Source organism: Pandoraea apista (assembly GCF_001465595.2).
In the GTDB taxonomy this organism is placed as follows: domain Bacteria; phylum Pseudomonadota; class Gammaproteobacteria; order Burkholderiales; family Burkholderiaceae; genus Pandoraea; species Pandoraea apista.
The window spans coordinates 4821822-4847327 of record NZ_CP013481.2; the positions used below are offsets into that span (position 1 = coordinate 4821822).

General features: G+C 64.1%; 24 protein-coding genes. 15 read left to right on the top strand and 9 right to left on the bottom strand.

Annotation, left to right across the window (positions count from 1 at the left end; genetic code table 11):
- The 4 genes from AT395_RS21750 to AT395_RS21765 are packed head-to-tail and all read right to left on the bottom strand — an operon-like array spanning position 1 to position 3197.
- A complete protein-coding gene (locus tag AT395_RS21750; protein ID WP_042114434.1) occupies positions 1–960 on the bottom strand; it encodes an agmatinase in 960 nt (319 codons plus the stop codon).
- Between the two features lie 32 nt (positions 961–992).
- Positions 993–1655, bottom strand: a complete 663-nt coding sequence (locus tag AT395_RS21755; RefSeq protein WP_042114432.1) for an amino acid ABC transporter permease — start codon at positions 1653–1655, stop codon at positions 993–995.
- Complete coding sequence (locus AT395_RS21760) at positions 1645–2325, bottom strand: amino acid ABC transporter permease (protein ID WP_042114429.1); 681 nt, start codon at positions 2323–2325, stop codon at positions 1645–1647. The genes AT395_RS21755 and AT395_RS21760 overlap by 11 nt, the downstream gene beginning before the upstream one ends.
- Positions 2326–2336: 11 nt before the next feature.
- Positions 2337–3197 carry a transporter substrate-binding domain-containing protein gene (locus AT395_RS21765; protein ID WP_048628645.1) on the bottom strand — a complete coding sequence of 287 codons (861 nt, stop codon included), beginning with the start codon at positions 3195–3197 and terminating at the stop codon, positions 2337–2339.
- A gap of 187 nt (positions 3198–3384) precedes the next feature.
- Between AT395_RS21765 and AT395_RS21770 the strand changes: the two genes are divergently transcribed.
- The 11 genes from AT395_RS21770 to AT395_RS21820 all read left to right on the top strand — a co-directional run bounded on the left by AT395_RS21770 (position 3385) and on the right by AT395_RS21820 (position 15988).
- On the top strand, positions 3385–4257 hold the full coding sequence (locus AT395_RS21770; protein ID WP_042114427.1) for a LysR family transcriptional regulator: 873 nt from the start codon (positions 3385–3387) through the stop codon (positions 4255–4257).
- Positions 4258–4585: 328 nt separating this feature from the next.
- The gene (locus tag AT395_RS21775) at positions 4586–5446 is read left to right on the top strand and encodes a VOC family protein (protein WP_048628644.1); all 861 of its coding nucleotides are present in this window, start codon (positions 4586–4588) and stop codon (positions 5444–5446) included.
- Positions 5443–6549 (top strand): DUF2817 domain-containing protein, encoded by a 1107-nt coding sequence (locus AT395_RS21780; protein ID WP_048628643.1) that lies wholly within the window; start codon positions 5443–5445, stop codon positions 6547–6549. The genes AT395_RS21775 and AT395_RS21780 overlap by 4 nt, the downstream gene beginning before the upstream one ends.
- 153 nt (positions 6550–6702) lie before the next feature.
- Positions 6703–7719 carry a quinone oxidoreductase family protein gene (locus tag AT395_RS21785; protein WP_042114422.1) on the top strand — a complete coding sequence of 339 codons (1017 nt, stop codon included), beginning with the start codon at positions 6703–6705 and terminating at the stop codon, positions 7717–7719.
- Positions 7716–8147 (top strand): PaaI family thioesterase, encoded by a 432-nt coding sequence (locus tag AT395_RS21790; RefSeq protein WP_042114421.1) that lies wholly within the window; start codon positions 7716–7718, stop codon positions 8145–8147. The genes AT395_RS21785 and AT395_RS21790 overlap by 4 nt, the downstream gene beginning before the upstream one ends.
- An 87-nt stretch (positions 8148–8234) precedes the next feature.
- The gene (locus AT395_RS21795; protein ID WP_048628642.1) at positions 8235–9884 is read left to right on the top strand and encodes an ABC transporter substrate-binding protein; all 1650 of its coding nucleotides are present in this window, start codon (positions 8235–8237) and stop codon (positions 9882–9884) included.
- Between the two features lie 13 nt (positions 9885–9897).
- Positions 9898–10887: an ABC transporter permease gene (locus AT395_RS21800; protein ID WP_048628641.1), complete on the top strand. Its 990-nt coding sequence runs from the start codon at positions 9898–9900 to the stop codon at positions 10885–10887.
- 42 nt (positions 10888–10929) lie between these two features.
- Complete coding sequence (locus tag AT395_RS21805; protein ID WP_082164742.1) at positions 10930–11886, top strand: ABC transporter permease; 957 nt, start codon at positions 10930–10932, stop codon at positions 11884–11886.
- Positions 11887–11929: 43 nt separating this feature from the next.
- Complete coding sequence (locus AT395_RS21810; protein WP_048628640.1) at positions 11930–13492, top strand: class I adenylate-forming enzyme family protein; 1563 nt, start codon at positions 11930–11932, stop codon at positions 13490–13492.
- A complete protein-coding gene (locus tag AT395_RS21815; RefSeq protein WP_048628639.1) occupies positions 13489–14277 on the top strand; it encodes an SDR family oxidoreductase in 789 nt (262 codons plus the stop codon). Before AT395_RS21810 ends, AT395_RS21815 begins: the two co-directional genes overlap by 4 nt.
- 46 nt (positions 14278–14323) lie before the next feature.
- Entirely contained in the window at positions 14324–15988 is a 1665-nt protein-coding gene (locus AT395_RS21820) for an ABC transporter ATP-binding protein (protein ID WP_048628638.1), read from the top strand.
- A gap of 27 nt (positions 15989–16015) precedes the next feature.
- Here AT395_RS21820 and AT395_RS21825 read toward each other — a convergent pair whose 3' ends face one another.
- Both AT395_RS21825 and AT395_RS21830 read right to left on the bottom strand, forming a co-directional pair.
- On the bottom strand, positions 16016–16756 hold the full coding sequence (locus tag AT395_RS21825) for a GntR family transcriptional regulator (protein ID WP_042114414.1): 741 nt from the start codon (positions 16754–16756) through the stop codon (positions 16016–16018).
- A 4-nt stretch (positions 16757–16760) separates the two neighbouring features.
- On the bottom strand, positions 16761–17708 hold the full coding sequence (locus AT395_RS21830) for a 2-hydroxyacid dehydrogenase (RefSeq protein ID WP_042114412.1): 948 nt from the start codon (positions 17706–17708) through the stop codon (positions 16761–16763).
- Between the two features lie 488 nt (positions 17709–18196).
- Here AT395_RS21830 and AT395_RS21835 point away from each other — a divergent pair, with 488 nt between their 5' ends.
- Positions 18197–19516, top strand: coding sequence for an MFS family transporter (locus AT395_RS21835; RefSeq protein WP_042114409.1), 1320 nt, complete (start codon positions 18197–18199; stop codon positions 19514–19516).
- Between the two features lie 278 nt (positions 19517–19794).
- Positions 19795–20820, top strand: a complete 1026-nt coding sequence (locus AT395_RS21840; protein ID WP_048628636.1) for a MerR family transcriptional regulator — start codon at positions 19795–19797, stop codon at positions 20818–20820.
- A 64-nt stretch (positions 20821–20884) separates the two neighbouring features.
- Here AT395_RS21840 and AT395_RS21845 read toward each other — a convergent pair whose 3' ends face one another.
- The 3 genes from AT395_RS21845 to AT395_RS21855 all read right to left on the bottom strand — a co-directional run bounded on the left by AT395_RS21845 (position 20885) and on the right by AT395_RS21855 (position 23474).
- Complete coding sequence (locus tag AT395_RS21845) at positions 20885–21793, bottom strand: LysR family transcriptional regulator (RefSeq protein ID WP_048628635.1); 909 nt, start codon at positions 21791–21793, stop codon at positions 20885–20887.
- A gap of 66 nt (positions 21794–21859) precedes the next feature.
- Positions 21860–22441, bottom strand: coding sequence for a Holliday junction branch migration protein RuvA (gene ruvA / locus AT395_RS21850; protein WP_042114404.1), 582 nt, complete (start codon positions 22439–22441; stop codon positions 21860–21862).
- Between the two features lie 82 nt (positions 22442–22523).
- Positions 22524–23474 (bottom strand): LysR family transcriptional regulator, encoded by a 951-nt coding sequence (locus AT395_RS21855; RefSeq protein WP_042114403.1) that lies wholly within the window; start codon positions 23472–23474, stop codon positions 22524–22526.
- A gap of 192 nt (positions 23475–23666) precedes the next feature.
- Here AT395_RS21855 and gtdA point away from each other — a divergent pair, with 192 nt between their 5' ends.
- A complete protein-coding gene (gene gtdA / locus AT395_RS21860; RefSeq protein ID WP_042114401.1) occupies positions 23667–24704 on the top strand; it encodes a gentisate 1,2-dioxygenase in 1038 nt (345 codons plus the stop codon).
- A 98-nt stretch (positions 24705–24802) separates the two neighbouring features.
- A complete protein-coding gene (locus AT395_RS21865) occupies positions 24803–25501 on the top strand; it encodes a fumarylacetoacetate hydrolase family protein (protein WP_042114399.1) in 699 nt (232 codons plus the stop codon).
- The last annotated feature ends 5 nt before the right edge of the window (positions 25502–25506 follow it).

Here is a 25506-nt window from a genome sequence, read left to right on the forward strand (position 1 = left end):
TCATTTGTCGAAGTACCCCGCACGGATCGACGCACCGATCAGATTGAGAATGAGACGGCCTGCGGTAACACACGAGATCAGATTGGCATCGTCTTTTTCGGGCTGGATTTCCACGATATCCATGCCAACCACGCGCCCCTTGCGCACCAGCCCGTGAATCAGCTTGCGCGCCTGCACGAAAGTCACACCGCCCGGCGCGGGCCCCGCCACGGCAGGCATCGTCGACGGATCGAGACCGTCCGCGTCGATCGTGAGGTAGTAGTTGCCGCCATCCGGAATGCGTGCGAGTACGGCGTCCATGCCGATGTCGTGTAACTCATACGCTGTCACCAGCTCCGCACCATAGGCGCGCGCCGCCACGAGCTCTTCTGGCCGGCCACTGCCCTGCGCGCGCAGGCCGATTTGCACAATGCGGTCGACGTGCGCCATCTCCGACGCGCGCCGGATCGGGCTCGAGAGTCCTTCGCGCACGCCGTTGACTTCGTCGCGCCAATCCAGATGCGCGTCAATGTGCACAAGCGTGATCGGCCCCTTCTGATCCAGACCGCGCAACACGGGCGTGGTAATGCCGTGATCGCCGCCGAGCACGATCGGCATTGCACCGCCGGCCACAATGCGCCGCACGACCGCTTCGGCGCGAGCGTAATGTTCGCCCGGTTGGGTCAGATCCGGAATGATGTCGCCGCAGTCGACAAAGCGAATATCGGTGCGGCCCTGAAGCAGCGGACCGTCGATGTCGAAGTCGTAATGGCCGGGACGGCGCACGACACGGTCGGTGGCCTGACGAATCGCGGACGGCGCATTCGTCTGGTCGTTACTGAAGTCCGACGCGGCGTAGGGCGCACCATACGGCATGCCCAGCACAGCTATGTCCGCCTTGAGATTGTCAATGTCGAGGTCCAGCTCCGAGTACAACAGGGTCGGATGGCCGATACGAGGGGCAACGGTGTAAGTCGTCATGAGAGGGTCCTTTGGTAGAAGTCAGGGGGCCGTCAGGCGTGCCGGGTACGTCGCCCGACAACAGTTTCCAGACGCCGCCCCACGCTGGCCAGCAACACACTGCTGACCCAGTAGATCAATGCCGTGGTGCCAAGCACTTCGACATAGGCAAACGTATTGGCCGTGAGCAGATTGCTCTGATAGGTCATCTCCGGCAGGCTCATCACCGAGAAGATGGCCGAGTCCTTGAACATCATGATCACCAGGCTGGTCGTCGGCGGAATGAGAAAGCCGAACAACTGCGGCACGACGACATGCCGCTGCGTCTGCCAGTAGGTCATGCCGAGCGAGAGCGCGGCGTGCGTCTGTCCACGTGCCACGCTGCGCAGCGCCGCCCGCAGGATTTCGCAGAAATAGCCGCCGCTATAGAACGCCGTGCAACCGACCGCCACTGCCATGGCAGACGCACTCACACCAAGCTTGGGCAGTCCGAAAAACGACAGGTAGACGAGGATCAGGTACGGGATATTGCGCACCAGCTCGACGTACCCCAACGCGATGGGCCGCAAGACCGAGCGCGACTGCGCCGAATAGGCCGCAGCGATACCGATCACGATGCCGAGCGGAATACCGATCGCGCTCACGAGCGACGTGACGCGCAAACCTTCGAGCAGGACGGGAATCGCTTCCCTGACAATGGAAAAATCAATGGCCATGGGGCAGCATCCTCGAGACCCGGCGTTCGCAAACCCGCGACGCAGCCGAAATGCAGAACAGCAGGACGAAATACACGGCGGCGGTAATCGCGAACACCTGCAACGGCAAGTCGGTCTGCAACGTGGCATTGCGCGCAACGGTCGCCAGTTCCGGCACCGCAATGATCGACATCAGCGACGACGCCTTGAGCAGAATCGTGAACTCGCTGGTGAGCGGCGGAATGGCGCGATAGATGACCTGCGGCAGCAACACATGTGTCCAGACCTGCGCAGCACGCATGCCCATCGCGTACGCGGCGGCCCGCTGCCCATAGGAGATCGTGCCGAGGGCACCGCGCAGAATCTCCACGATGTAGGCGCTGGTGTTGCAGGCTAACGCCGCAACCCCGGCCGTGATCGGCGAGATCGAAATGTCGAACAGCGCCGGCACCATGTAGTACGCAATGAGCATGTGGATCAGGGCAGGCGTGCCCCGGATCAGGCTGACCCACAACACGACAAATCCACGCAACGGTGCAAACGGCGAAATGCGGGCGAGCAGCAGCACGATGCCGAGCGCCAGACCGATCACGAAGGCCCCCGCCGACGCACTCAACGTGATTGCCGTTCCCGAAACCACGCCCTCGAGAAACGGCGCGATCACGCCCCCCTTATCGAACCAGTCGACCATGGCGCCGGACGTCAAATGGCGCCTTGCGGGAGATAGTTCTCTCGCGGCGTATCCATCGGGCCACCGAACCACTTCTTCTGCAACACCGCCAGCTTGCCGCTCGCACGGAATTCATCCAGCGAATCGTTGATGAACTTGCGAATTTCCAGATCGTTGGGATTGGCAACCCACGCCAGCAGCTTCGGCTGTCCGATCGCGCTGGCGATGCGGAAGACGTTGGGCTGCTTGCGCATCTGAACGGCCGCGATATTCGACGGCATCAACGCCACGTCGATGGTCTTGTTGGCGAGTGCATTGGAGACATCCGGATATGCCTGGAACAGTCGCGTGCCCGCATAGCCCTTGCCCGTCTTCTCCTTCAGTTCCTTCTCGAATTCGTCGGCCACCGGTTGCGACGACGAGCCCATCTGCGTGCCGATGGTCTTGCCGGCAATGTCCATGTCCTGCTTGATCGCAGCGTCGTCGGCCCGCACCATCAACACCGAGCGCACCACGCCCACGGGCTGGCTGAACGCAAAGCGCTTGGCGCGCTCCGGCGTGATGCCCACACTCGTCGCCACGAAATCGAACTTGTGCGACATCAGGCCGGGCAACAACCCCTGAAATGGCAGGTTCATTTGCTCGAGCTTCACGCTGAGCTTCGCTGCCATCAGTTCCAGCACGTCGTGTCCGTATCCGACCACCTGACCGTTCTCCACAAACTCGAACGGCTCGTAGGCCGCTTCGGTGCCAACCGTGAGCTTGCCTCGCTTCTTGATGTCCGCCAGCGTGCCGCCTTCGGCATGGGCGAGCGTCGGCAGTGCCGGTAACGCCAGTGCGGCGCTCGATGCAAGCGTCGCCTTTACAAAGGATCGTCTGGACCAGGTCTTCATAGCTTGCCTCGCGTGTCGTGGGTTTCGAATCGGTCTGGCGCATCGGCTCGATGTGCCTGTGCGAACCAATGTATGCGGGCAAAAAGATCATGAAAAATGATTTTTTTATTGGTATGGTTTCAAAAAACGAAACCTTTTGAAACCGCCCGTCCGCAACGGAATGGACGTGTCCTATCGGAGCTGACCCGTGGCAAATCGTGATTTCAGCGAGCGAGACCTGCGCTCGTTGCGCATCTTCTGTGCGGTAGCACAGGCCAGCGGTTTTGCTGCGGCAGAGAAGCAGTTGAACATGTCGAAGGCCTCGATCAGCCGGCACATCCGTGAGGTCGAGGAGACATTGGGCACCCGCCTTTGCGAGCGCGGCCCGTCCGGATTCGTGCTGACACACGCGGGCAAGGTCGCACTGGAACTGGCGCGCGACGCGCTGAAATCGCTGGAGCGGATTCGTCCCGAAATCGATGCGGTGCGAGGGGTGCTGTCGGGCACGCTGTCCATCGGCATGGTGGAGCACATCGTGTCCGACATCGGGTGCCACATCCCCGAGGCGCTGGCTGCGCTCAAGGCACAGGCCCCCGACGTGAAAGTCGAGCTGACGGTCATGACGTTCAACGAGCTCGACCTCGCCTTGCGCGAGCGCCGGGTGCAGATCGCCATTCGCGGCATGTACCGGCGCGAGGCCGGATTTCACTATCAGCCGCTGTTCATCGAGCGCCACCAGTTGTACGTAGCGCGACACCGGATCAAGGACGCGTCGACATTACCCCTCGTCTATCGCACCCAGCCGTTTGTCCACGAAGCCCTGCACTCGCTGGGATTGACGCGCGGGCCGACGGCGTCGGGATTGGAAGCGGTCGCCATGCTGGTCCTGTCGGGGCATTATGTCGGCCTGCTGCCGCAGTATTACGCGGCGTCGTTTCCAAAGCGCTATGCGCTCGCCCGCGTGCCGTCGGGCCCGGAGTATGAAAACGCGATCAGCGCCATCACCGAAGCCTCTCGCCCGAGAACGCGTGCGCTTGAACTTTTTCTCGATCTGCTCGCGCAGTTCCATGGGAAGATGTGACGCCCGGTCGTGCCGGAGCGCTCGATCCGCCCTATCGAACACAATGGCCGCCGCTCCCGAACGCCCGCCCGGCGGGGCCGATAGTCAAGCCGCGTCGCACCTCACCCCGTGAGGGCCTCACGATCACGCCGCCCAGCACTAAGCAAAGCAAAAACCATCGTTTGGGCCGACAGCCACAAGGCTTCTAGAATGGACGCGTCGTCCATTCTTTGCCGGGAGTTGTCGTGTCCAGTCGTTCTGCCTCAGGCGCGTCGCTGATTGCCTACGCCGCCATCGTCTGCTCTGCCTCCGTCGTCCCGCTTCATCGTCAACGCACCGGAGGTCCGGCATGAGTCAGCTTCCCGCACCGGTTCTCGATCACGTTGTCATCAACGTCAAAGGCGAACTTGAGCCCTCGGTGGACATCTACCGGCGGCTGGGCTTCGCCCTGACCGAGCGCGGCCACCACTCGCTCGGCACCAGCAACCATCTGGCCATCTTCGGGGAAAACTACCTCGAACTGCTGGGTTACGAGGCGGGGAAGTCGACCGCACGCCCCGACGTCACGCAGGCCCCGCTCGGCCTGACGGGGCTCGTGTTCAAGACACAGGACTCGCTCGGCCTCTTCGCCGAGTTGCAGGCACGCGGTGTCGGCGTGGAAACGCCCGCCGAATTCTTCCGCCCCGTGCGGTTGCCGGACGGCACGACACAAGACGCCCGCTTCCGCACGGTGCGTCTGGCCAGCGAACTGGTTCGCAACGGGCGCACATTCTTCTGCCATCACTTCACGCCCGAGCATGTCTGGCGCGACGAATGGCGCGACCATCCGAACGGTGTGACCGACATCGTCGGCTTCGTAATCGCGTCGCCCAACCCGGCAGTCACGGCTGCGCTTTACGATCGCGTTTTCGGTCCCGGCGTACTTGCCGCCACCGGTACGCAGGGCTATTCGCTCACGGCCGGCCGCGCCCGCGTGCACTTCGTCACGCCGCTCGACGCCGAGCGACGCTTCGGTAAGGTCGAGACGACAGACGACGGCAGCGAGCGCAATGTCGCGCTCATCCTTCGCACCCGCTCCCTTGCACAGACGCAAGCCACGCTGAAAGAAAACGGCGTGCCGTGGACTGCGCTTGCCGACGGCTCCGTGCTCGTCGCCGCAGCAGACGCCTTCCACGTCGCGCTCCAGTTTGTTGAAGGAGACGGCGCATGAGCGGCCAACCGACCTGGTGGCAGGCGTTCGGCGTGGACTATGCCGACGCACGCCGGCGCTTTCGCGCGGCCGCCGACCGCGCCGGGGCGAACCTGAGTACTTATGTTCACCCCGACGCCAAAGCCCCTGACGGCAGTGAGCTAAGCATCGACGTTGCCCGGCTCGGCCCGGCACACGCCCCGCATCAACTCCTCGCGATCAGCGGCACGCACGGCCTCGAAGGCGGTGCCGGATCTGCCGTGCAGACCGCGTGGCTCGCGCACGCCTCCCACGCGCTGCCGCCCGACGTCGCAGTGACCTTCGTGCATGCGCTCAATCCGTACGGCTTCGCACACGCCACGCGCACGACCGAAAACAACGTCGACCTGAACCGCAACTTCATCGATCACGAGCGTGGGCATCCGGGCAACGAGCACTACGCATCGCTGCACAATCATCTGATTCCTACTGAGTGGACATCCGACGGTCTCGCGCAAAGCGCGCTGGCCATCGACGCGTTTCGCAGCGAACACGGCCCGGACGCCTTGTTCAACACATTGGCCAGCGGCCAATACACCCATGCTGACGGCCTCATCTACGGCGGACGCGCGCGCGAATGGTCGAACGTCACTTTGCAAACCATCGTCGAGCGCGACCTGTCGCAAGCACAGCGCATCGGCCTGATCGACTGGCATACGGGCATTGGCGAGTACGGCGAACCGTTCTTCCTGTGCTTTAACGCCGACGCGAGCCCCGAGCAGCGCGAAGCCGCCCGCTGGTGGGGGGCGGAGCGGGTGCTCGATCAGCGGCCGCACGGCCTGCGCCGTCCCGACTATCAGGGACTGGTGTTCCGTGGCGTCGAGCAATTCGCACAAGGGCGGCCGGTCATCGGCGCCGTGGTGGAGTTCGGCACGCGAGGTTCGAACGCGAGCATCGCGAATCGTCTCGACCAGTGGCTGCGCTCGCGCGCCAGGGCCTACCCCGATGCCGCGCGCGATCGTCAATTGCGCGCCGACGTGCTCGATGCCTTCGTACCGGTCTCGTCGGTCTGGCGCACCAGCGTGCTCACGCACGGCTTGCAGATCACCGCACAAGCGTTGCAAGGACTTGCCACGGCGACATGAAGCGCATGAGCGGCGTCAGCCGCATGAAAGGCGTTCACTGGCGTTAGCCGCCAACGGCTAACCGTACGACGCCCCAGCCTCCCCCGTTTTTTTAACTTGGATCGGCGACTGCCCGAGGGCGTCGCTCACCCTGAATTCGACTCAAAACTTCTCATGAAAGCCATCGTATTGCGAGAACACGGCGACAACGACCGTCTGAAACTGGAAACCGACTTCCCCGATCCCGTCGCGGGCGAAGGCGAAGTGGTGCTGCGCGTACGTGCCTCGTCGCTGAACTATCACGATGTATTCACCCGTCGCGGCATGCCCGGCATCAAGCTCCCCTTCCCCGTCATCATCGGGCTCGACGTCGCGGGTGAAATCGCCAGCGTCGGCCCCGGGGTGCAAGGCTGGTCGGTCGGCGATCGCGTGCTGGTCGATCCGATCAATCGTGTGACAGGCGGCCTCGTGGGCGAGACGACCCACGGCGGTCTGGCCGAACTCTGCCGTGTGCCCGAGCATCAACTCGTTCGCCTGCCCGACGGGGTATCGTTCGACGATGCCGCCGCGCTGCCAGTCGCCTACGGCACAGCGCTGCGCATGATGCACCGCATCGGTCAGGTCAAAGCCGGCGAGCGCGTGCTGATTCTCGGCGCGAGCGGCGGTGTCGGCGTGTGCGCCGTACAACTCGCGAAACTCGCCGGCGCGGAAGTCATCGCCTGTGCCGGGTCGCGCGAGAAAGGGGAACGCCTGCGCGCGTTGGGCGCCGACGACATCATCTATTACACCGAGGAAGACTTCGTTGAAGTGGTGCGCGCGCGATACGGCAAGGCGGCGCGCCGCCGCGGCGCGGCGGTCAACGGCGGTGTCGACGTGGTCGTGAACTTCACCGGCGGCGACACGTGGACGCGCTCGCTGCGCACCTTGCGTCAAGGCGGCCGCATCCTGACGTGCGGCGCCACGGCCGGCTTCGATCCGAAAGAAGACCTGCGCTTCATCTGGACATTCGAGTTGCAGGTTCGCGGCTCGAACGGCTGGGAACGCGAAGACCTTCACGAACTGCTCGACCTGGTGGCCGGCGGCAAGCTGCGCGTGCTGGTCGACAAGAAGTGGCCGCTGGAAGAAGGCGCTCAGGCACTCGCATCGCTGGAGAATCGCCAGATCGTCGGCAAGGTACTGGTGGGCGCATGAGTACGACCACATCCCCCCTGTCCGTCGAGCAGGTGCAGAGGGCCTTCGACAATTCGACCTTCATCGCATGGCTCGGCATGCGTGTGACGTCGCTCGATCACAACGCCCAGACGATTGACGTTCACATTCCGTTTCAGACTGCGTTCGAGCGCGGCGCAGGCACGCGTCAGTGGCACGGCGGCCCGCTTGCGGCCGTAATCGACACGGTCGGCGACTTCGCCGTGGGCATGCTCGTCGGACGCGGTTTGCCAACGGTCAACTTCCGTGTCGACTACCTGCGCCCTGCCATCGACACCGATCTGCGCGCGGTGGCGCGCGTGCGCCGTCTCGGCAAGAGCATCGGTGTCGCCGACGTGGACCTGTTCAACGCTCAGGGCGCGCTGATCGCCATCGGTCGCGCGAGCTACGCCACGATGCCACCGGCCTGAACCGCATGCACGTAGCAACGATCACCGATCCGAGTCTTGAAGGCGCCAACGGGCACCCCCGGGCGCCGTGTTTTTCCGGAGTTCATCATGCGTAATCCCCGGGGCCTTTCCCGACGCCAGTTCCTGTATCGCAGCGCCAGCGGCGCGCTAGCCGCCACCTCGGCCACGCTTGCGGGCACCGCCGGCTGGCTGATCTCCCCCTCACAGGCGCTAGCGGCAGACACGGCGCCGCGTCGCGGCGGCACGCTCGTGGCCAGTTGGGGAGGACTGGAACCGCAGGCGCTCTTCGTGCCGGGCGGCGGCGGTTCAAGCCCGTTCATGACATCGACCAAGATTCTCGAACGGCTGCTCAAGATCGACGAGAAGCTCGCGTTCCAACCGGTGCTTGCCACCGACGTTCGGGCATCGAGCGACTTCAGAACGTACACCGTGGTGCTGCGTCAGAACGTGCTATGGCACGACGGCAAGCCTTTCACGGCCGACGACGTGGTCTACAACGTGCAGGAGCACTGGAAGCCGATTGCCGCAGGCGTCGCCCTCAAGTCGCTCAAGCGCGTGAGCGCCACCGATGCGCACACCGTCAAGCTGGAGTTCTCGACGCCCGTACCGGAGTTCTTCTTCAAGTCGATTCTGGCCGGGCAGTATCAGGTGGTGGTGCCGAAACATCTTTACGCCGGCAAGGACATCATCACGAACCCCGTGAACAATGCGCCCGTCGGCACCGGGCCGTGGAAATACGGCCAATGGGTGCGCGGCAGCCATGTCGCGTACGCGCGCAACGAGCAATACTGGAATGCCGCGCAACCGTACCCCGACAAGCTCATCATTCGCTGGTGGAGCGATCCGGCGTCGCGCTCGGCAGCGCTCGAGACTGGTGAGCTGGGCGTGGCATTCTCCAACCCGGTGCCGGGGCGCGACATCGATCGTCTCGTGAAGACAGGCAAGGTCGTAGTCGACACGAAGGGCTACGAGAACGCCGCGTGGACGGTGACGGTCGAGTTCAATCAGCGACGCGAGCATGTCAGGCGGCGCGAAGTGCGTCAGGCGATTTTGCACGCCATCGACCGCAAGTTCATCATCGACACGATCTACTTCGGTCGCGGCAAACCAGCCGTCTCACCGGTTTTCCGCAGCAATCCGCTGTTCTTCACCGACGACGTGCCGAAGTACCCGTTCGATCCTGCAAAGGCGAATGCACTGCTCGACGCCGCCGGTCTGCCGCGCAAGAACGGCTCGCGCTTCTCGATCAATCTGGTGGCCGCCGCGTGGTTCGAAGAGAACGCCAAACTCGGCCAGTATCTGAAGCAGGCCCTCCAGGATATCGGCATTACCGTGAAGCTCGACTCGCTTGACCGTGCCACGTCGCTCAAGCGCATTTACAGCGATTACGACTACGACATCGCCGTGTCGAACTTCACCGCACCGCTCGAACTGGTGCCGGTGGTCACGCAATTTTTCACGACCGACGGCATCGTCAAGGGCGCCGCCTTCCGCAACGCGACCGGGTATTCGAATCCGGCGATGGACGCGCTCGTGGACCGCCTGACTGTCGAGACCGACAGCGCGAAGCGGCAGAAGCTCGCACACGACTTCGCACGACTCGCCGCCACGGACGTGCCGCTCGTGCCCCTCGTCGAGATGGAATCGTTCACGCTCGCGCGCACCAACGTGCGGCGTGCGACGACCAGCGCGAACGTGCAAGGCGACGCCCTGGCCGACGTCTGGCTGGCCTCGTGAGGAGACGGCTGCCATGGTGACGCGTCTCTTGTTGCGTCGTGTCTTGCAGGCAGTTCCGCTGCTGCTCGGCGTAATCGTCATGAACTTCTGCCTGATCCAGTCGGTGCCGGGCACGCTGCTCGACGTGATGACCGCCGAGCAACAGGTCACGGACCCCGCGCTGATCGAACGCCTGCGCGTGACCTATGGCATGGATAAGCCACTGTGGCAACAATTGCTTCATTACATCGACGCCGTGGCGCACCTCGACCTCGGCTACTCGTATCGGCACAACCTGCCGGTATTCGACGTCATCACGGCGCACCTTCCCGCCACCCTGGTGTTGATGCTGGCGAGCCTCGCCATTGCGGTGATCGTTGGCGTGACGGCCGGTGTCGTCGCCGCCGTCAATGTGAACACGTGGCGCGACACGCTCGTATCGGTGCTCGCCGTGGTGTGCTTCGCAGCCCCGAGCTTCTGGCTGGGAATCATGCTCATCATCCTGTTCTCGGTGAAGCTCGGCTGGTTCCCGGTGGGCGGCATGACAACCATCGGCATGGACTACGGCACGGGTATTGCCGGGGCATGGCATGCCTCGCTCGACGTGTTGCATCACCTGGCGCTGCCCGCGTTGACGCTCGGTCTGTTCTATGCCGCGACGTACGCCCGTGTGATGCGCGCGTCGATGCTTGAAGTTTCCCGTCAGGATCATGTGCGCACCGCGCTGGCGAAAGGTCTCACGCGCCGCGCCGTGATTACCCGGCACATGGTGCGCAACGCGATGCTGCCGGTCGTCACCTTGCTGGGCTTGCAACTGGGCACCGTGCTGGGCGGCAGCATTGTCGTGGAAGCCGTGTTCAGTTGGCCCGGCATCGGCGGGGTGCTTTTCGACAGCGTGATGAGCCGCAACTATCCGGTCGTACTGGGGCTGCTGGTACTCAGTTCCGCGCTGGTGATTGTCGCGAACATCCTCGTGGATCTCGTCTATACACGGCTCGATCCCCGCATTCGCACCCATGCCTGATGCGTTTTCGTAGTGCTTTACCGTAAAGAACCGGTCTGCTCCATGACGTCTTCCGCCGAACCCACTCTCGACACGCTTGCCACGGGCGACCTGTCCGATTCGCTTGCACCATCTCACTCGTCGCACCCGTTCCCGTCGTCTCCTTCGTCACCTTCGTCCGGGCGACGGACTCGCGCCTGGCAACAGTTCGCCCGCCACGGCGGCGCGCTCGCCGGTGCGGCGCTGCTCGCCATCGTCGTTATCGTCGCGCTGTGCGCCGGGTGGTGGTATCCGGGTGACCCGCTGCGCATCGTCGCTGCGCCCGAAATCTGGCCGTTCGAGCAGTGGCAACACCCGCTCGGCACCGACGCGCTGGGTCGTGACATCGCCGCCATGCTCGCCCACGGGGCGCGCGCGACACTCGCCATTGGCGTGGTCGCGAGCGTGGCCGCCACGGTCATCGGGGTATCCGTCGGCGCCATCGCCGCGTGGTGGGGTGGCTGGATCGACGAAGTCCTCATGCGCCTGACCGAGTTGTTCCAGATTGTGCCGAACGTTGTGTTCGTGCTGACGGTGGTCGCCATTCTCGGCCCGCGCATCGAGAACACGATCGTTGCCGTGGCGCTGGTGTCGTGGCCCGCCATCGCCCGTCTCACGCGCGCCGAATGCCTGTCGTTCAAATCGCGCGAGTTCGTACAGGCGTGCCGCACCGTCGGACTTTCGCCGTGGCGTATCGCCCTGCGCGAAGTGTTGCCCAACGCACTGCCCCCCGTATTGGTGATGGGCACGCTGGTGGTCGCGGGCGCGATTCTCTACGAGTCGGTCGTGTCGTTTCTCGGCTTGGGCGATCCGAACATCGCGAGTTGGGGTCGGCAGATCGGCGAGGGGCGCACGCTCATCCGCTCGTCCTGGTATCTGTGTGCCGAGCCGGGCCTCGCGATCATGCTCGCCGTGCTGGCGCTCAATCTCGTGGGCGACGGCCTGAACGATGCCCTCAACCCTGCGCTTCGAAAGCGCTGAGTCCGCCCGCCTCCTCTGGTCACTTACTGCTATTCCGATTCTCATGACACACCGCTGGCATAACCTCGGCGATCTGATCGACCGAACCCTCAGCCTCGACTCGACAGCCATCATCGACCTTCGAGACGACCGACGACCGCGTCATCACACGCACGCCGAGATCGACAGGCTGGCGGGTGGCGTCGCTACCGCGTTGCGCGCACGCGGTCTGACGAAAGGCGCACATGTGGCGATCGCATCGCTCAATCGTGCCGAGTACCTGATCGCCTATTTCGGCATCATGCGCGCCGGCTATGTCGCCGTGCCGATCAACATCAAGCAATCGCGTGAGATTCTCGATTACGTCATCGATGACGCCGGAATCTCGCTCGCCTTTGTCGACGGTGCGCGTCGCGACGCGTTCGCCTCACGCGTGCCGGTCATCGACTTCGACGACGAAGGCCCCGATGGTTTCGCCGCACAGATTCAACCCGCCGGCTTCGACTCGGTGCACCCCGCGCACGACGACGTTGCGCAGATGCTCTACACATCCGGCTCGACCGGCAAGCCGAAGGGCGTGCCGCTCACACATGCGGGTCAACTCTGGGCACTGGGGGCAACCTATGTGCGCCCGGAAGGCGCGGCGTCCGAGCGCTATCTGCTCGCGCAGCCGTTGTTTCATATGAATGGCCTGTTCATGGCGAAGCGCGCCTTTGCCGCCAATGGCACGCTTGTCATCCTGCCGTCGTTCGACGTGACGTCGTATGTCGATGCGCTGGAGCGCTATCGGATCACGGTGCTGACCGCCGTGCCGACGATGTTCGCGCGTCTCGTTAAAGACCCGCAGACGCTTGCCGGACGCGACGTGTCTGCGCTCAAGCGCGTAATGCTCGGCTCGGCGCCCATGAGCGCCGCCTTGCTCTCGCGGATTCAGGCAGCCTTCCCGCACACCCACATACATCACGGTTACGGCACGACCGAAGCCGGGCCAAGCATCTTCGGTCAGCACCCCGACGGCATTCCGTTGCCGCCGCTCGCACTCGGCTACCCGCTCTCGTCCAACGCCGTGAAGCTCGTCGACGGCCCCGATGCGAATCAGGGCGTGCTGTGCATGCGTAACCCGGCAGTCATGCGCGGGTATCACCGCCTGCCGGAGAAATCGGCGCAGGTACTCGACGACGGCTGGTACTACAGCGGCGACGTGATGCGCCGCGACACCAACGGCTTCTTTTACTTTGTCGGGCGCGCCGACGACATGTTTGTCTGCGCCGGCGAGAACATCTATCCCGTGGAAGTCGAAAAGCTGCTCGAAGCGCATCCGGAAGTGCGGCAGGCCAGTGTCGTGCCGTTGCCCGACGAGGAACGCGCCGCGGTGCCGGTCGCCTTTGTGGTTCGCCAGCCCGGCAGCTCACTGAGTGTGGAGGCCCTCAAACGGCACGCGCTTGCGAACGGCCCTGCCTATCAGCATCCGCGCCGTGTCGCCTTCGTCGCCGAACTGCCCTGGGCAGGCACCAACAAGGTCGATCGCCACGCCCTGCTGCAACAGGCGCGTGCGCTCGAAGCGTCTCGTGGATGGAGCGACGATCACGCCAGCAACCTCACACTTTCGGGAGCCCTTGCATCATGAGTCTTCTGCCTGATTCCGCCGATCCGATCCGTCTCGACGGCAAGGTCGCGCTCGTGACCGGCGCAAGCCGCGGCATCGGACGCGCCATCGCCACCGCACTGGCCGCGCGCGGCGCCACCGTTGCCGTGCACTACAACGCAGCGGCGGGGGAGGCAGACGCGCTCGTCGCGCGACTGCGTGCCGAAGGCGTCCGTGCATTTGCCGTGCAGGCCGATCTGTCGTCTCCCGACGGAGCAAACGCACTGGTGGAGCGCTTCGTAGGCGCACTCGCGGCCCACGATCTGCCGCCGCAGTTCGATATCCTCGTGAACAACGCCGGGGTGGGTCTGCGCTCGCGCCTCGACGCCGTGACGCCCGCAGACTTCGACCGCGTGCTGCAAGTCAACCTGAAGTCGCCCTTCTTTCTGATCCAGCATGCGTTGCGACACCTTCGCGATGGCGGACGCATCGTCAACATCTCATCGATAGGCACGCGTGCGGCGTATCCGGAAATGAGTGTCTACGCGCCGGCGAAAGCCGGTCTGGAAGCGCTCACACTGTTGCTCGCCGCCGATCTCGGCGTGCGAGGCATTACCGTCAACGCGGTGCTGCCGGGAGCCACCGCGACGGATCTGAACAAGCGCGCGAGCGACCCGGTGGCACGCGAGGCCATTGCGCAAACCGTCGCATTGGGCCGCGTCGGCGAGCCGCGCGACATTGCCGACATCGTGGCTTTCCTCGCCAGCGACGCAGGCCGCTGGATCACCGGTCAATCCCTCGACGCGAGCGGCGGCCAGCGCCTTTGAGCGCCACGCCGCCTCGCCACTGCCGCGAACCTTACGCCCAGCCACCATGACCACTCTGCTCGACGTCGAACACCTCACCCTCGACCTTCCCCCCAATGCTGATCGTCCGCATGCCCTGCGCGACGTCTCGTTCTCGCTCGCGCGCGGCGAAATCCTGTGTATGGTCGGGGAAAGCGGTTCGGGGAAGTCGATGACCGCCAGTGCCCTGCTCGGCCTGCTGCCTCCCGGCGTGCATGCCAGCGCCGGGCGCATTGCATGGGAAGGCGAGGGCAATCTGCTGGCGCTGCCCGAGGCCGAGCGCCGCCGCTGGCGCGGTGCGCGCATCGGCATGATTTTTCAGGAGCCGATGACCGCGCTCAATCCGCTTCGCACCATCGGCGATCAGATCGCAGAGGTGTATCGCACCCACACTCGTCTGTCGGGGAGCGCCATTCGCGCCCGCATGCTGGCGTGGCTCGACGCCGTGCACATCCCGTCGCCCATCGAGACCGCAAGGCGCTATCCGCATGAACTCTCCGGCGGCCAACGTCAGCGCGCCATGATCGCAATGGCCCTCGCACTGGAACCCGAACTGCTGATTGCCGACGAGCCGACCACCGCGCTCGACGTCACCACGCAGGCGCAGATTCTCACGCTCATTCGCGAGCTTCAGCAACGCAAAGGCACGGGCGTACTCTTCATCACGCACGACTTCGGTGTGGTGGCAGAGATCGCGGATCGTGTTGCGGTCATGCGGCACGGCGAGATTGTCGAGCAAGGTCCGGCGCACACGCTTCTCACGCGGCCGTCGCACGAGTACACGCGCGCGCTGATTGCGGCGGTGCCCGCGTTGCCGTCGTCGACGGGGCCAGTGAGCCCGATATCGACGAAACGCGACGATGGCACGCCGCCCGTGCTGCGCGTCGAGCAAGTACACAAGACGTATGCGAAGCATCGTTGGCTCGGCAAGACGCGACAGACAGAGGCTGCGGCGCTGCGCAATGTCAGTCTCGATGTCGGCAACGGCAAGACGCTGGGGATCGTGGGGGAAAGCGGTTCGGGCAAATCGACGCTGGCGCGCTCGATCCTTCGACTGATGACGCCGGATGGCGGCCGTATCCTCTATCGGGACACCGATCTGGCGTCGCGTTCGCTGAACGCGCACGCGCGCCGCACCGCGCTCGATATTCAGATGGTGTTTCAAGACCCGTTCAGCTCGCTCAACCCGCGCCGCCGGGTCGGCGACATCGTCACGCAGGGACCGATTGCGCGCGGCGAACCGCCGCGTCAGGCGCATGACCACGCCCTCGAACTGTTCGAACTCGTTGGCCTGAGCGCCGACGCCCTCGAGCGTTTTCCGCACGAATTCTCCGGCGGCCAGCGCCAGCGCATCGGCCTGGCGCGCGCGTTGGCGATGCGGCCGAAAGTGCTGGTGGCGGATGAGCCCGTCTCTGCACTCGACGTCTCGGTTCAGGCGCAGGTGCTGCGACTGCTCGCTCGTCTGAAATCGGAGTTGGGGCTGTCGATGATCTTCATCACGCACGATCTGCGCATCGCGGCGCAATTGTGCGACTCGCTGGCCGTGATGAAGTCGGGCAGCGTGGTCGAGTACGGCGACACCGCCGCGATCTTCCGTGCACCGTCGCACCCCTATACGCGCGCCTTGCTCGATGCCATTCCGGGTCGCAGCCGGGACGAGCATGCACACGGGCGCGCACGCTCTGCCGCATAGCGCGCCCCGACCGGGCGTGAGGCTCGGTTACCTGCGCAGATCGGCGATGGAAAAATATGGCAGCCAGGTACCCGATGCCGACAGGCTGGCGAAGACGTGCTCCTTTGTCTGCCGGAGAAAGGTCTCGATGTGCTGCCGCGCCAGCGCTTCGGCACTGGCCGCATCGCCCCTCACAAAAGCCGAAATGATGGCACGGTGATCATGCTCGATACGGGGCCGGATACCCTGCACACCGAAGCCGAGAGAGACGAGGCGCGCCATGTCGTCCATCAGCCCCGCTAAGGTGCGATAGAGGCGCGCATTGCCGCTCGCGGCGGCAATCGTCAGATGAAACTTCCGGTTGGTGTGCAGGAACCACTCGATCTGATGCCCGATGGGTTCGTGGGCATGCGGCGCCTCGCACGCTTCATCCAGACGCTGGAGCAATTCGGTATCCACGTTGCCGCAGGCAAGTCTCGCCGCCATCGGCTCCAGTTGTGCACGCAAGTTGAAGATCTCTTCGACGTCGGCCAGCGTGATCGGCGAGATGCGATATCCCTGCCGCGGAATCGCGCGCGCGAACCCTTCGTGTACCAACCGCACCAGCGCCACACGGCAACTCGTGCGCGCGATGTCGTAACGGCGCATCAGTTCGGCCTCGCTGACGATGGCGCCCGGCATGATCACGCAAGTCAGCACATCGTGCCGAATGCGTTCGTAAGCGTCGTCGCCGCGGGCTATCGCGGCGGCGGCAGCGGCGGCGTCGGTATCGCGTGAGTCGGGGCTCATGAGGTCAGTATCCTCTCAGCGCGTCGTAGACGAATGGCAACGGCGCGCCGCGCAGATGCGCTCCCAGTACGTCGGCCACCTGACGCGCCCGCGCTGCATACGATACGGTCGACGCAATATGAGGCGTAACAAGAATCTTCGGGTGACGGCGCAACGCATCGTCGGGCGGTAACGGCTCGATGTCGAACACGTCAACCACGGCAGAGCGCAGACGGCCACTGTCGAGCGCATCGAGCAGGGCCTGACGGTCGAGATGCGCGCCGCGTCCCACCTGAATCAGGCTTGCCCCTGCCGGCAGACGCGCGAATAGCTTGCGCCCGAGGATGCCTCTCGTGGCAAGCGTGTCGGGCAACAGATTGACGAGGATGTCGGTCTCGGCGAGCAACGCATCGAGCTGTGCCTCTCCCGCGAACACCCGCACATCGGCAATCGCCTTCGGGGTACGCGCCCAGCCGTTCACACGAAAGCCGTTGGCGTGCAGACGAGTGGCGACGGCGCGCCCCAGCTCGCCCAGGCCGAGCACGCTTACGCGCGTATCCCGGGCGAGGCGGCCGGTCAGTTCGTTCGCCCATTCACCGTTCCGCTGCGCGGCCACGATGGCCGGCATGTCGCGCACGGCGGCCAGCGCGGCGAACGTTACGAAGTCGCTCATGCGCTCGCGTGTCTCTTGCGTCACCATCCGGACGATGGGGACATTGGCCGGTAACGCCGGGTCTGCCAGGATATGGTCGACCCCGGCGGCAGCACTCAGGATGAGGCGCAGGCGCGGGTAGTGCGCAAGACGGCCGTGGTCGGGCTGGTAGACGAGCGCGTACTTCACGCTGCGCGCATCGACGAACGGATCGTCCCATCCGTACACGCGCAGGCCGGGCATCAGCCGTGCGAAGTGGTGCTGCCATTCGGTCAGCGCGGCAGCACCACCCGACTTGATCAATAACGTATCGCCTTGCATGACTTCGGGGGGCGCCTCACGCAAAGGCGCAAGGGCGTTGAGATAGTGCGGCCTCTCATCGTACCGGCCCCCCGGTTTGCGCCTAAGCATTTCTTATCGAAATGCTTATGAATCCAGCGCAGAAATACACACGACGCCCAGGCATAAGGCGAGCGCTGCGCCGCCGGCCCTCGCGCGCACAAAAAATTCGGCAATTTTCGCGGCTTCGTCCCGTCTATTGAAACACCCGGGCCTGCTCGCAAACCACCGCCCAGCGGGCTTCATCACCATGCTGCGACGCAACAATCCCCCTGATTGTTTCTATATTCACAATAATCAATCCGGCACGCAGGCATTGTCTGCCCCCGCCGACACCCGCTATAGTTGGCCCCGCCCCCGCGACGCGATAGCGGTTTGGTCTCTCGTGTGTGAAATACATTGGAGCCGAACGCGACTTCGCGTCATGTCGCAAACGTAGTTATCAATGCGATGCCCCATCGCCAGTAGAAATGAGAGACACAGCTACAATCGAAGCCACCACGGCCACCCAGCCCCCCTCCCCGGAAGAAGTCCGCAGACGCGTATTTGCGATTGTCGCGGCCTCGTCGGGCAATCTGGTCGAGTGGTTCGACTTTTACATTTATGCGTTCTGCGCGATCTACTTCGCACCGGCGTTCTTCCCGAGTTCGGATCCCACCGCGCAGTTGCTCAATACGGCGGGGGTGTTCGCGGCCGGGTTCCTGATGCGACCGATCGGCGGCTGGATCTTTGGCCGGATCGCCGACCGCAACGGCCGCAAGAACTCGATGGTCATCTCGGTGATGATGATGTGCTTCGGCTCGCTGCTGATCGCAGCGCTCCCGACGTATGCCAGCATCGGCAACTGGGCCCCGGCGCTGCTGTTGTTCGCGCGTCTGCTGCAAGGCCTGTCGGTCGGCGGCGAATACGGCACCACGGCAACGTACATGAGTGAAGTGGCGCTCAAGGGCCGTCGCGGCTTCTTCTCGTCGTTCCAGTACGTCACGCTCATCGGCGGCCAATTGCTCGCCGTCCTGGTGGTCGTGATTCTCCAGCAATTGCTCGACGAGGCCGAACTCAAGGCCTGGGGCTGGCGCATTCCGTTCGTGGTCGGTGCGATCACGGCGGTCGTGGCGCTCATGCTGCGCCGCACGTTGCACGAAACGTCGACGAGCGCGAGCCGCAACAATCGCGATGCCGGCTCGATCGCCGGACTGTTCCGTCATCACAAGGCAGCGTTCTTCACGGTGCTGGGCTACACCGCCGGCGGTTCGCTGATTTTCTACACCTTCACCACATACATGCAGAAGTATCTGGTGAACACGGCAGGCATGCCGATCAAGACGGCCAGCTACGTCATGACAGGTTGCCTGTTCGTCTACATGTGCATGCAGCCGATCTTCGGCATGCTGTCCGACAAGATCGGCCGTCGCAACAACATGCTCCTGTTCGGTGCCCTGGGTGCGATCGCCACGGTACCGATTCTCACGGCGCTCAAGACCGTGCAGAGCCCGACCGCAGCGTTCCTGCTGATCTGCCTGGCGCTCGCCATCGTGAGCTTCTATACGTCGATCAGCGGTATCGTGAAAGCTGAAATGTTCCCGATCGAAGTGCGTGCCCTGGGCGTCGGCCTGGCCTACGCGGTGGCTAACGCCATCTTCGGCGGTTCGGCAGAGTACGTGGCGCTCGGCCTCAAGAAGGCCGGCATGGAGCCCACGTTCTACTGGTACGTGACCGGCATGATGGTCGTAGCGTTCCTTGTGAGCCTGCGACTGCCGCGTCAGGCAAAGTACCTGCATCACGAGCATTGATCCCGGCGGCCCGGGCGAGCGCGGCAGCGTTTCGCCTGGGCCGTTTGCCGTTTGCCGTTTGCCGGTATCCGGCAGCCTTGCCATGGCTTGGCACCCTCTCGCGCGGGAACGTATCGTCACCCGCGCGACGACCATCTCCTTCCCTGTCCCTCTCCCCCGCTCCTGTCTCGTCGGCGCAAGCGGCTGGGTCGCTTAAAATCGCTTGACCCAAATCGCTTGACCCTCACGTTGCGTGAGGCTTCAGCCTTGTCACACGCCAGAAGACCACGGGAGTTTCCATGCGGCTCAAAGTCGGTGAACTAGCCAAACGCAGCGGCCTGACGGTGCGCACGCTTCACCACTACGACACGCTCGGGCTGCTCACGCCTTCGGCGCGCTCCGATGCCGGTTATCGACTCTACGACCGTAGCGACATCGCCCGTCTGCATCAGATTCAGGCGTTGCGCCGCTTCGGCATGTCGCTCACCGACATCGGTCAATGGCTGGCCAACCGGGATATCTCGCTCGACACGCTGATCGCTCGGCAGGTCGACATGCTCACGCAACAGATCGAAGATGCGAGTCGCTTGCGCGAGCGCCTGAAGCGGCTGCAATCGCAGCTCTCTTCCGGCGAGGCCCCGGAACTGGCCGAATGGCTGACAACGCTGGAGCTAATGAACATGTACGACAAATATTTCTCGCCAGACGAACTCGCCCGCTTCCCCCTCTATCAGAACAAGCAGGCGCACGAATCCGAATGGCCAGCCATGGTGGCGGAAATCAGAGCGCTGATGCTGCGCGGCGAGCCATCGACCGGAGACGCGGCGCAAGCCGCCTCGCGACGTTGGATGACGTTGATTGAGCGCGATACCGCCGGCGATGCGCGCCTGCTCGCCAAGCTCAACGCCATGCATGAACGGGAGTCTTCGGTGCAAAGACAAACGGGCATCACCAAAGACCTGATGCAGTACCTCAAGGAGGCCTTCGCGCAAACCAAGTTGAACGTCTACCGCAAGTACCTCAACGACGACGAATTCCGCTTCATGGAAGCGAACTACCTGAGGTACACCGACGAATGGCCGGTACTCATCGGTGCCATGCGGGATCATCTGGAAGCCGGCACGTCGCCGGGCTCCCCTGAAGTGCAGACACTTGCCCGCCAATGGATGACGTACTTCCGTTCCTATGCCGGAGACGACCCCGCCACGCACGCGAAGATTCGCGAGGCCAACATGAGTGAGCCGGAGTTACTCGCCGGCACGCTCATCGACGCGGAACTGCTCGAATACGTGAAGCAGAGCATTACCGTGTTGATGCGAGGCTGAGGCGAAGCCGGAACAAGCAGGAACAAGCCGACGCGAGCCGATACACCGCGCCAGATCGATGGCTTCAGGCGTCTTCGCCCGACGCCTGACGCACGCGCTGCCAGATGGCGTCGAGCACCGGGTGCGGCTGGTGCCTGCGCCGGTATAGGGCGATGTCGAAGCCGATCTGCCAGTCCTTGCCACCCACGATCGCGAGCGTGCCGCGTGCGACGTCATCGGCCACCAGACGTTGCGGCAGCCACGCGATACCGGTGCCGCGTCGCGCCATTGCCAGAATCGCTTCGTAGGAATCGGCCTGATAGACGGGCTTGAGCGTGGGCCGATTCGGCATTTCGGCGAGATGACGGGCGAGTACCGCACGCAGCGTCAGCGTGCGCGTGAACGCCAGCCAGGGAATAGGCGAGGGCCCCGCCGCCAGCCGATACTTCGCGCGGCCGCGGGCGTCGAGCGCACTCACCGGCACCAGCACCTCACGCGCGACACTCAGCCAGTCGTAACGCTCCTGATCGATGAGCAGCCGCGTGTGCGCGCTGGAATACACGATGAGCAGATCGACCTCACCGGCCGCCAGCCGCAAGATGGCCTCCTCGGCGCCGCCTGTGGAGAGCGTGGCGGTGAAGAAGCCGATACGCGAGACCATCTCGTCGTACCAGTCGGGAAAGAACGTGGCGGCCAGCGTGCGCCCGGTCGCGATCTTCAGATTGTTTTCGAGCGTGGGCGCAGCGTCCTGCAATTGCGTACGGGCGCTGTGCAGAATGTCGAGTGCGTTGGTGGCGGCGTCGAGAAATACGGTGCCGGCGGCCGTGAGTTCCAGCGGCTTGCTGCGCTCGACCAGTTGCGTGCCCACCCACTCTTCCAGCGCACGAATGCGGCGGCCGAAAGCCGGGTGCGTGACGAAGCGATTCTCCGCCGCCCGCGTAAAACTGCGCGTACGTGCGAGTTCGACGAAGTCTTCAAGCCATCGCAGTTGCATGGCGTCTCCTCACTGCCTTCTGACCGCTTCCCACACCCTCACACCTTCAGCCACGATCGGGCACGTTCAGGCCTTGGAGAGCGACTTGAGCGCATGCTTGATGCCGTCCGACACGCTCGTACCGTCCGGCACGGACTTGACGGCGGCAAGGGCTTCCTTGTCGGAGTAACCCAACGCGAGCAACGCGTTGACGACGTCGCTCTTGTGATCGTGCGGCGTGGCCGTGCCGGGTACAGTGCCCAGTGGCGCACCCAGCTTCCCCTTGAGTTCGAGGAGCAGCCGCTCCGCAGTCTTCTTGCCAATGCCGGGGATCTTGGTCAGACGCCCCGACTCCTGCAAGGTGACCGCCTGCGCAATGTCCGCCACGCTCATGCCCGAGAGAATCGCGAGCGCGGTACGTGCGCCGACGCCGGAAATCTTGAGCAGTTCGCGGAAGGTATTGCGCTCGTCCGTCGAGCCAAAGCCGAAGAGCAGCTGCGCGTCTTCACGCACAATGAACTGCGTGAGCAGCGTCACCCGCTCGCCCACGTTCGGCAGGTTGAAGAACGTGCTCATCGGCACCGAGATTTCATAGCCTACGCCCTGGCAATCGACCAGAATGTGCGGCGGATTCTTTTCCAGCAAGGTACCGGAGATGCGGCCAATCATTGATGCCCCGAGAGAGTGACTTCGACAGGCGGCAAGTGTAGCAAACGGCAGCCCTCCCGGCGGGGCCGTGGAACCGGATCGCTCACCCCTCGCCTTCGACCCCGGCAATCGCGTCGCCGGTGGAGCGCGCGGCGGCGTGACGCAGACAGTCGAGCGCAGCGACCACCGCAGCGCGGTTCGCACCGTCGTCGCGCCAGTACATCGAGATCGCACCAAACCCCGCGAGACGCAGCGGCACGATACGCAACGCCCCGAGCGCCTGCAAACGGCTCGCCGTGCGATGCGACGCCAGACCGATCATGTCGCTGTTGTTGAGCAACGTGAGATTGAGAATCGTGGAATTCGATTCGACGGTGTCGTTCGGCAACGGATATCCGGCTTCGGCGAGCGCCGTCTCCAGCGCATTGCGAATCGGCGTGCCACGCGGCCAGACCACCCAGCGATAGCGTTGCATGTCGGGCCAATCCACCTGCGCGAGCGAGAAAACGGGATGGCGCGCGCGCGCCACGAAATGCAACGGCTCCAGATAGAGTGCCTCGGCGCGAACATTGCGGTCCTGCAACTCGGGAGCGGAACGCCCGACAACGATGTCGATTTCACTATGCGCGAGCTGATTCATCAGCCTGTCCATCGTGTTCTCGATCACCCGCGCCTGCACGCGAGGCATGCGTTGCAGGAGCAGCAGCACGGCCAACGGCACCGTGTCGGCCGACGAGGCGCCCGACGTACCGATCGCCACCAGACCGCTGCCGCCCTCGCGCATGGCGTCTAGATCGTCGCGCGCCGTGTCGAGCTGCGCTTCGATCCGCCGGGCATGTTCGATCAGGGCTTCCCCGTAGGCCGTGGGACGCAGGCCGCGCGCCTGACGCTCGAACAGCGGCAGGCCGATATCGTCCTCCAGATCCTTGAGCCACTTCGACAGACCCGGTTGCGTCGTGTTGAGCAAGGCCGCGGATTGGCTCATGTTGCCGGTCTCCGCGAGGGTCAGCAGCATCTGCAAGTTGCGCAGACGCAGGCGATGGGTCCAGTCCATGCGCAGTCTCCGGGCACCCGACGGGTACCCCAAAAATCGCCCGAGCCATACGTTTTTTCGTATAGATCCGATGATTTATTCATTTCAAAGAATATGTCTCGCCGAGTATAACGCTATCCATAGACCCGCAAGCCCTCGCTGGCTGTGCTTGTCCGACAAGCCGACCGGGCCCCTACCGATACGGAGACACGCATGTCCGAACGCGCCCTCAGCGCTGAACGCGCTGCTTATTACGAACACATCGGCCGCAATCACATGGCCCCGCTGTGGGAGTCGCTGCATAGCCTGGTGCCCCCGCAGCCGCGCCCGCGTGTGGTGCCTGCGATCTGGAAATACAACGAAGTCCGCCCGCTGGTGATGGAAGCCGGCAGTGTCATCAGCGCCGAAGAGGCCGTGCGCCGCGTGCTGATTCTGCAAAACCCGGGCACGCCCGGCTCGTCGAGCATCACCGGCTCGCTCTATGCAGGGCTGCAACTGATTCTGCCGGGCGAGATCGCACCGAGCCATCGCCATACGCAGTCGGCCCTGCGCTTCATTGTGGAAGGCCGCGGTGCGTGGACTGCCGTGAACGGCGAGCGCACCACCATGCATCCGGGCGACTTCATCATTACGCCGTCGTGGACATGGCATGACCACGGCAACCCGGCAGACGGCGAGCCGGTCGTGTGGCTCGACGGTCTGGACATTCCGCTCGTGCAGTACTTCGATGCGGGCTTCGCCGAGAACTATCCCGAGTCGCAGCAGCCGGTGCAGCGGCCCGAGGGCGACAGCTTTGCGCGCTATGGCTACAACATGCTGCCGGTGCATCACAAGGTGAGCGATCCGACCTCGCCGATCTTCAGCTATCCGTACGCCCGCTCGCGCGAAGCGCTCGACACGCTGTATCGCAACGGCGAGCTCGATCCGTGGGACGGTATCAAGCTGCGCTACGTCAATCCGGCGACCGGTGGCTGGCCGATGCCGACCATGGCGACGTTTATGCAGTACCTGCCCGCCGGCTTTCAGGGCAAGACCTATCGCAGCACCGACGCCACGGTCTTCTCGGTGGTCGAGGGCCGCGGCACGGTGCGCATTGGCGACGAGGTGTTCCAGTTCGAGCCGCGCGATCACTTCGTCGTGCCCTCGTGGGCACCGGTGCAACTTGCCGCGCTCGAAGACGCCGTGCTGTTCAGCTACTCGGATCGCCCGGTGCTCGCCGCGCTGAACCTGCTGCGCGAGTCGCGCACCTGATCGCGCACCCCACCAATAAACGGGCATCGCGCGCCTGACGTCCGGTCGGACAGCGCACGTTGCCACTCCTTTTCCCTTTATTCGTCGAGTCAAACACTATGTCCTTCGTCTTCGCTCCGCCCGCCACCGTCGCCATTCCCGTTGTCGGCAGCAACGATCAGTTCGCCGTGCGCCGCGTGTATTGCGTAGGCCGCAACTACGCCGCCCACGCACGCGAAATGGGCTTCGATCCCGACCGCGAGCCGCCGTTCTTCTTCTGCAAGCCGGCCGATGCCGTGGTGCCGGTGGCCTACGGCGAGACCCTCGAACTGAAGTATCCGGCGCAAACGTCGAACTATCATTACGAGGCTGAACTGGTCGCCGTGATCGGTAAGGCCGGTTCGGACATTCCGCTCGATCAGGCGCTCGACCACGTATGGGGTTACGCCGTGGGCCTCGACATGACGCGCCGCGACCTGCAAATGAAGATGCGCGAAATGGGGCGTCCGTGGGAAATCGGCAAGGCGTTCGACGCCTCGGCCCCCATCGGCCCGATCCATCCGGTGTCGAGCGTGGGTCACATCGAGAAGGCCGGTATCTCGCTAACGGTCGACGGCGTGCAAAAGCAGAAGAGCGACGTGACGCATCTGATCTGGTCGGTCGCCGAGACGGTCTCGTATCTGTCGCAGTTCTTCCGCCTCGAGCCGGGCGATCTGATCTATACCGGCACGCCCGAAGGCGTGGGCCCAGTCAAGGCGGGCGAAACGATGGTGACCGCCGTCGAAGGCCTCGGCGAGATCACGGTGCGTGTGGTCTGAGGCAT

Excerpts from the sequence above, each read along its gene's own strand:
- AT395_RS21825 (WP_042114414.1), bottom strand. The coding sequence starts at position 16,756 with ATGAGCCCCGACTCACGCGATACCGACGCCGCCGCTGCCGCCGCCGCG.
- AT395_RS21865 (WP_042114399.1), top strand. The coding sequence starts at position 24,803 with ATGTCCTTCGTCTTCGCTCCGCCCGCCACCGTCGCCATTCCCGTTGTC.
- AT395_RS21820 (WP_048628638.1), top strand. The coding sequence starts at position 14,324 with ATGACCACTCTGCTCGACGTCGAACACCTCACCCTCGACCTTCCCCCC.
- AT395_RS21795 (WP_048628642.1), top strand. The coding sequence starts at position 8,235 with ATGCGTAATCCCCGGGGCCTTTCCCGACGCCAGTTCCTGTATCGCAGC.
- ruvA (WP_042114404.1), bottom strand. The coding sequence starts at position 22,441 with ATGATTGGCCGCATCTCCGGTACCTTGCTGGAAAAGAATCCGCCGCAC.
- AT395_RS21790 (WP_042114421.1), top strand. The coding sequence starts at position 7,716 with ATGAGTACGACCACATCCCCCCTGTCCGTCGAGCAGGTGCAGAGGGCC.
- AT395_RS21755 (WP_042114432.1), bottom strand. The coding sequence starts at position 1,655 with ATGGCCATTGATTTTTCCATTGTCAGGGAAGCGATTCCCGTCCTGCTC.
- AT395_RS21845 (WP_048628635.1), bottom strand. The coding sequence starts at position 21,793 with ATGCAACTGCGATGGCTTGAAGACTTCGTCGAACTCGCACGTACGCGC.
- AT395_RS21765 (WP_048628645.1), bottom strand. The coding sequence starts at position 3,197 with ATGAAGACCTGGTCCAGACGATCCTTTGTAAAGGCGACGCTTGCATCG.
- AT395_RS21855 (WP_042114403.1), bottom strand. The coding sequence starts at position 23,474 with ATGGACTGGACCCATCGCCTGCGTCTGCGCAACTTGCAGATGCTGCTG.
- AT395_RS21810 (WP_048628640.1), top strand. The coding sequence starts at position 11,930 with ATGACACACCGCTGGCATAACCTCGGCGATCTGATCGACCGAACCCTC.
- gtdA (WP_042114401.1), top strand. The coding sequence starts at position 23,667 with ATGTCCGAACGCGCCCTCAGCGCTGAACGCGCTGCTTATTACGAACAC.
- AT395_RS21830 (WP_042114412.1), bottom strand. The coding sequence starts at position 17,708 with ATGCAAGGCGATACGTTATTGATCAAGTCGGGTGGTGCTGCCGCGCTG.
- AT395_RS21800 (WP_048628641.1), top strand. The coding sequence starts at position 9,898 with ATGGTGACGCGTCTCTTGTTGCGTCGTGTCTTGCAGGCAGTTCCGCTG.
- AT395_RS21760 (WP_042114429.1), bottom strand. The coding sequence starts at position 2,325 with ATGGTCGACTGGTTCGATAAGGGGGGCGTGATCGCGCCGTTTCTCGAG.
- AT395_RS21815 (WP_048628639.1), top strand. The coding sequence starts at position 13,489 with ATGAGTCTTCTGCCTGATTCCGCCGATCCGATCCGTCTCGACGGCAAG.
- AT395_RS21785 (WP_042114422.1), top strand. The coding sequence starts at position 6,703 with ATGAAAGCCATCGTATTGCGAGAACACGGCGACAACGACCGTCTGAAA.
- AT395_RS21750 (WP_042114434.1), bottom strand. The coding sequence starts at position 960 with ATGACGACTTACACCGTTGCCCCTCGTATCGGCCATCCGACCCTGTTG.
- AT395_RS21780 (WP_048628643.1), top strand. The coding sequence starts at position 5,443 with ATGAGCGGCCAACCGACCTGGTGGCAGGCGTTCGGCGTGGACTATGCC.
- AT395_RS21840 (WP_048628636.1), top strand. The coding sequence starts at position 19,795 with ATGCGGCTCAAAGTCGGTGAACTAGCCAAACGCAGCGGCCTGACGGTG.
- AT395_RS21835 (WP_042114409.1), top strand. The coding sequence starts at position 18,197 with ATGAGAGACACAGCTACAATCGAAGCCACCACGGCCACCCAGCCCCCC.
- AT395_RS21775 (WP_048628644.1), top strand. The coding sequence starts at position 4,586 with ATGAGTCAGCTTCCCGCACCGGTTCTCGATCACGTTGTCATCAACGTC.
- AT395_RS21805 (WP_082164742.1), top strand. The coding sequence starts at position 10,930 with ATGACGTCTTCCGCCGAACCCACTCTCGACACGCTTGCCACGGGCGAC.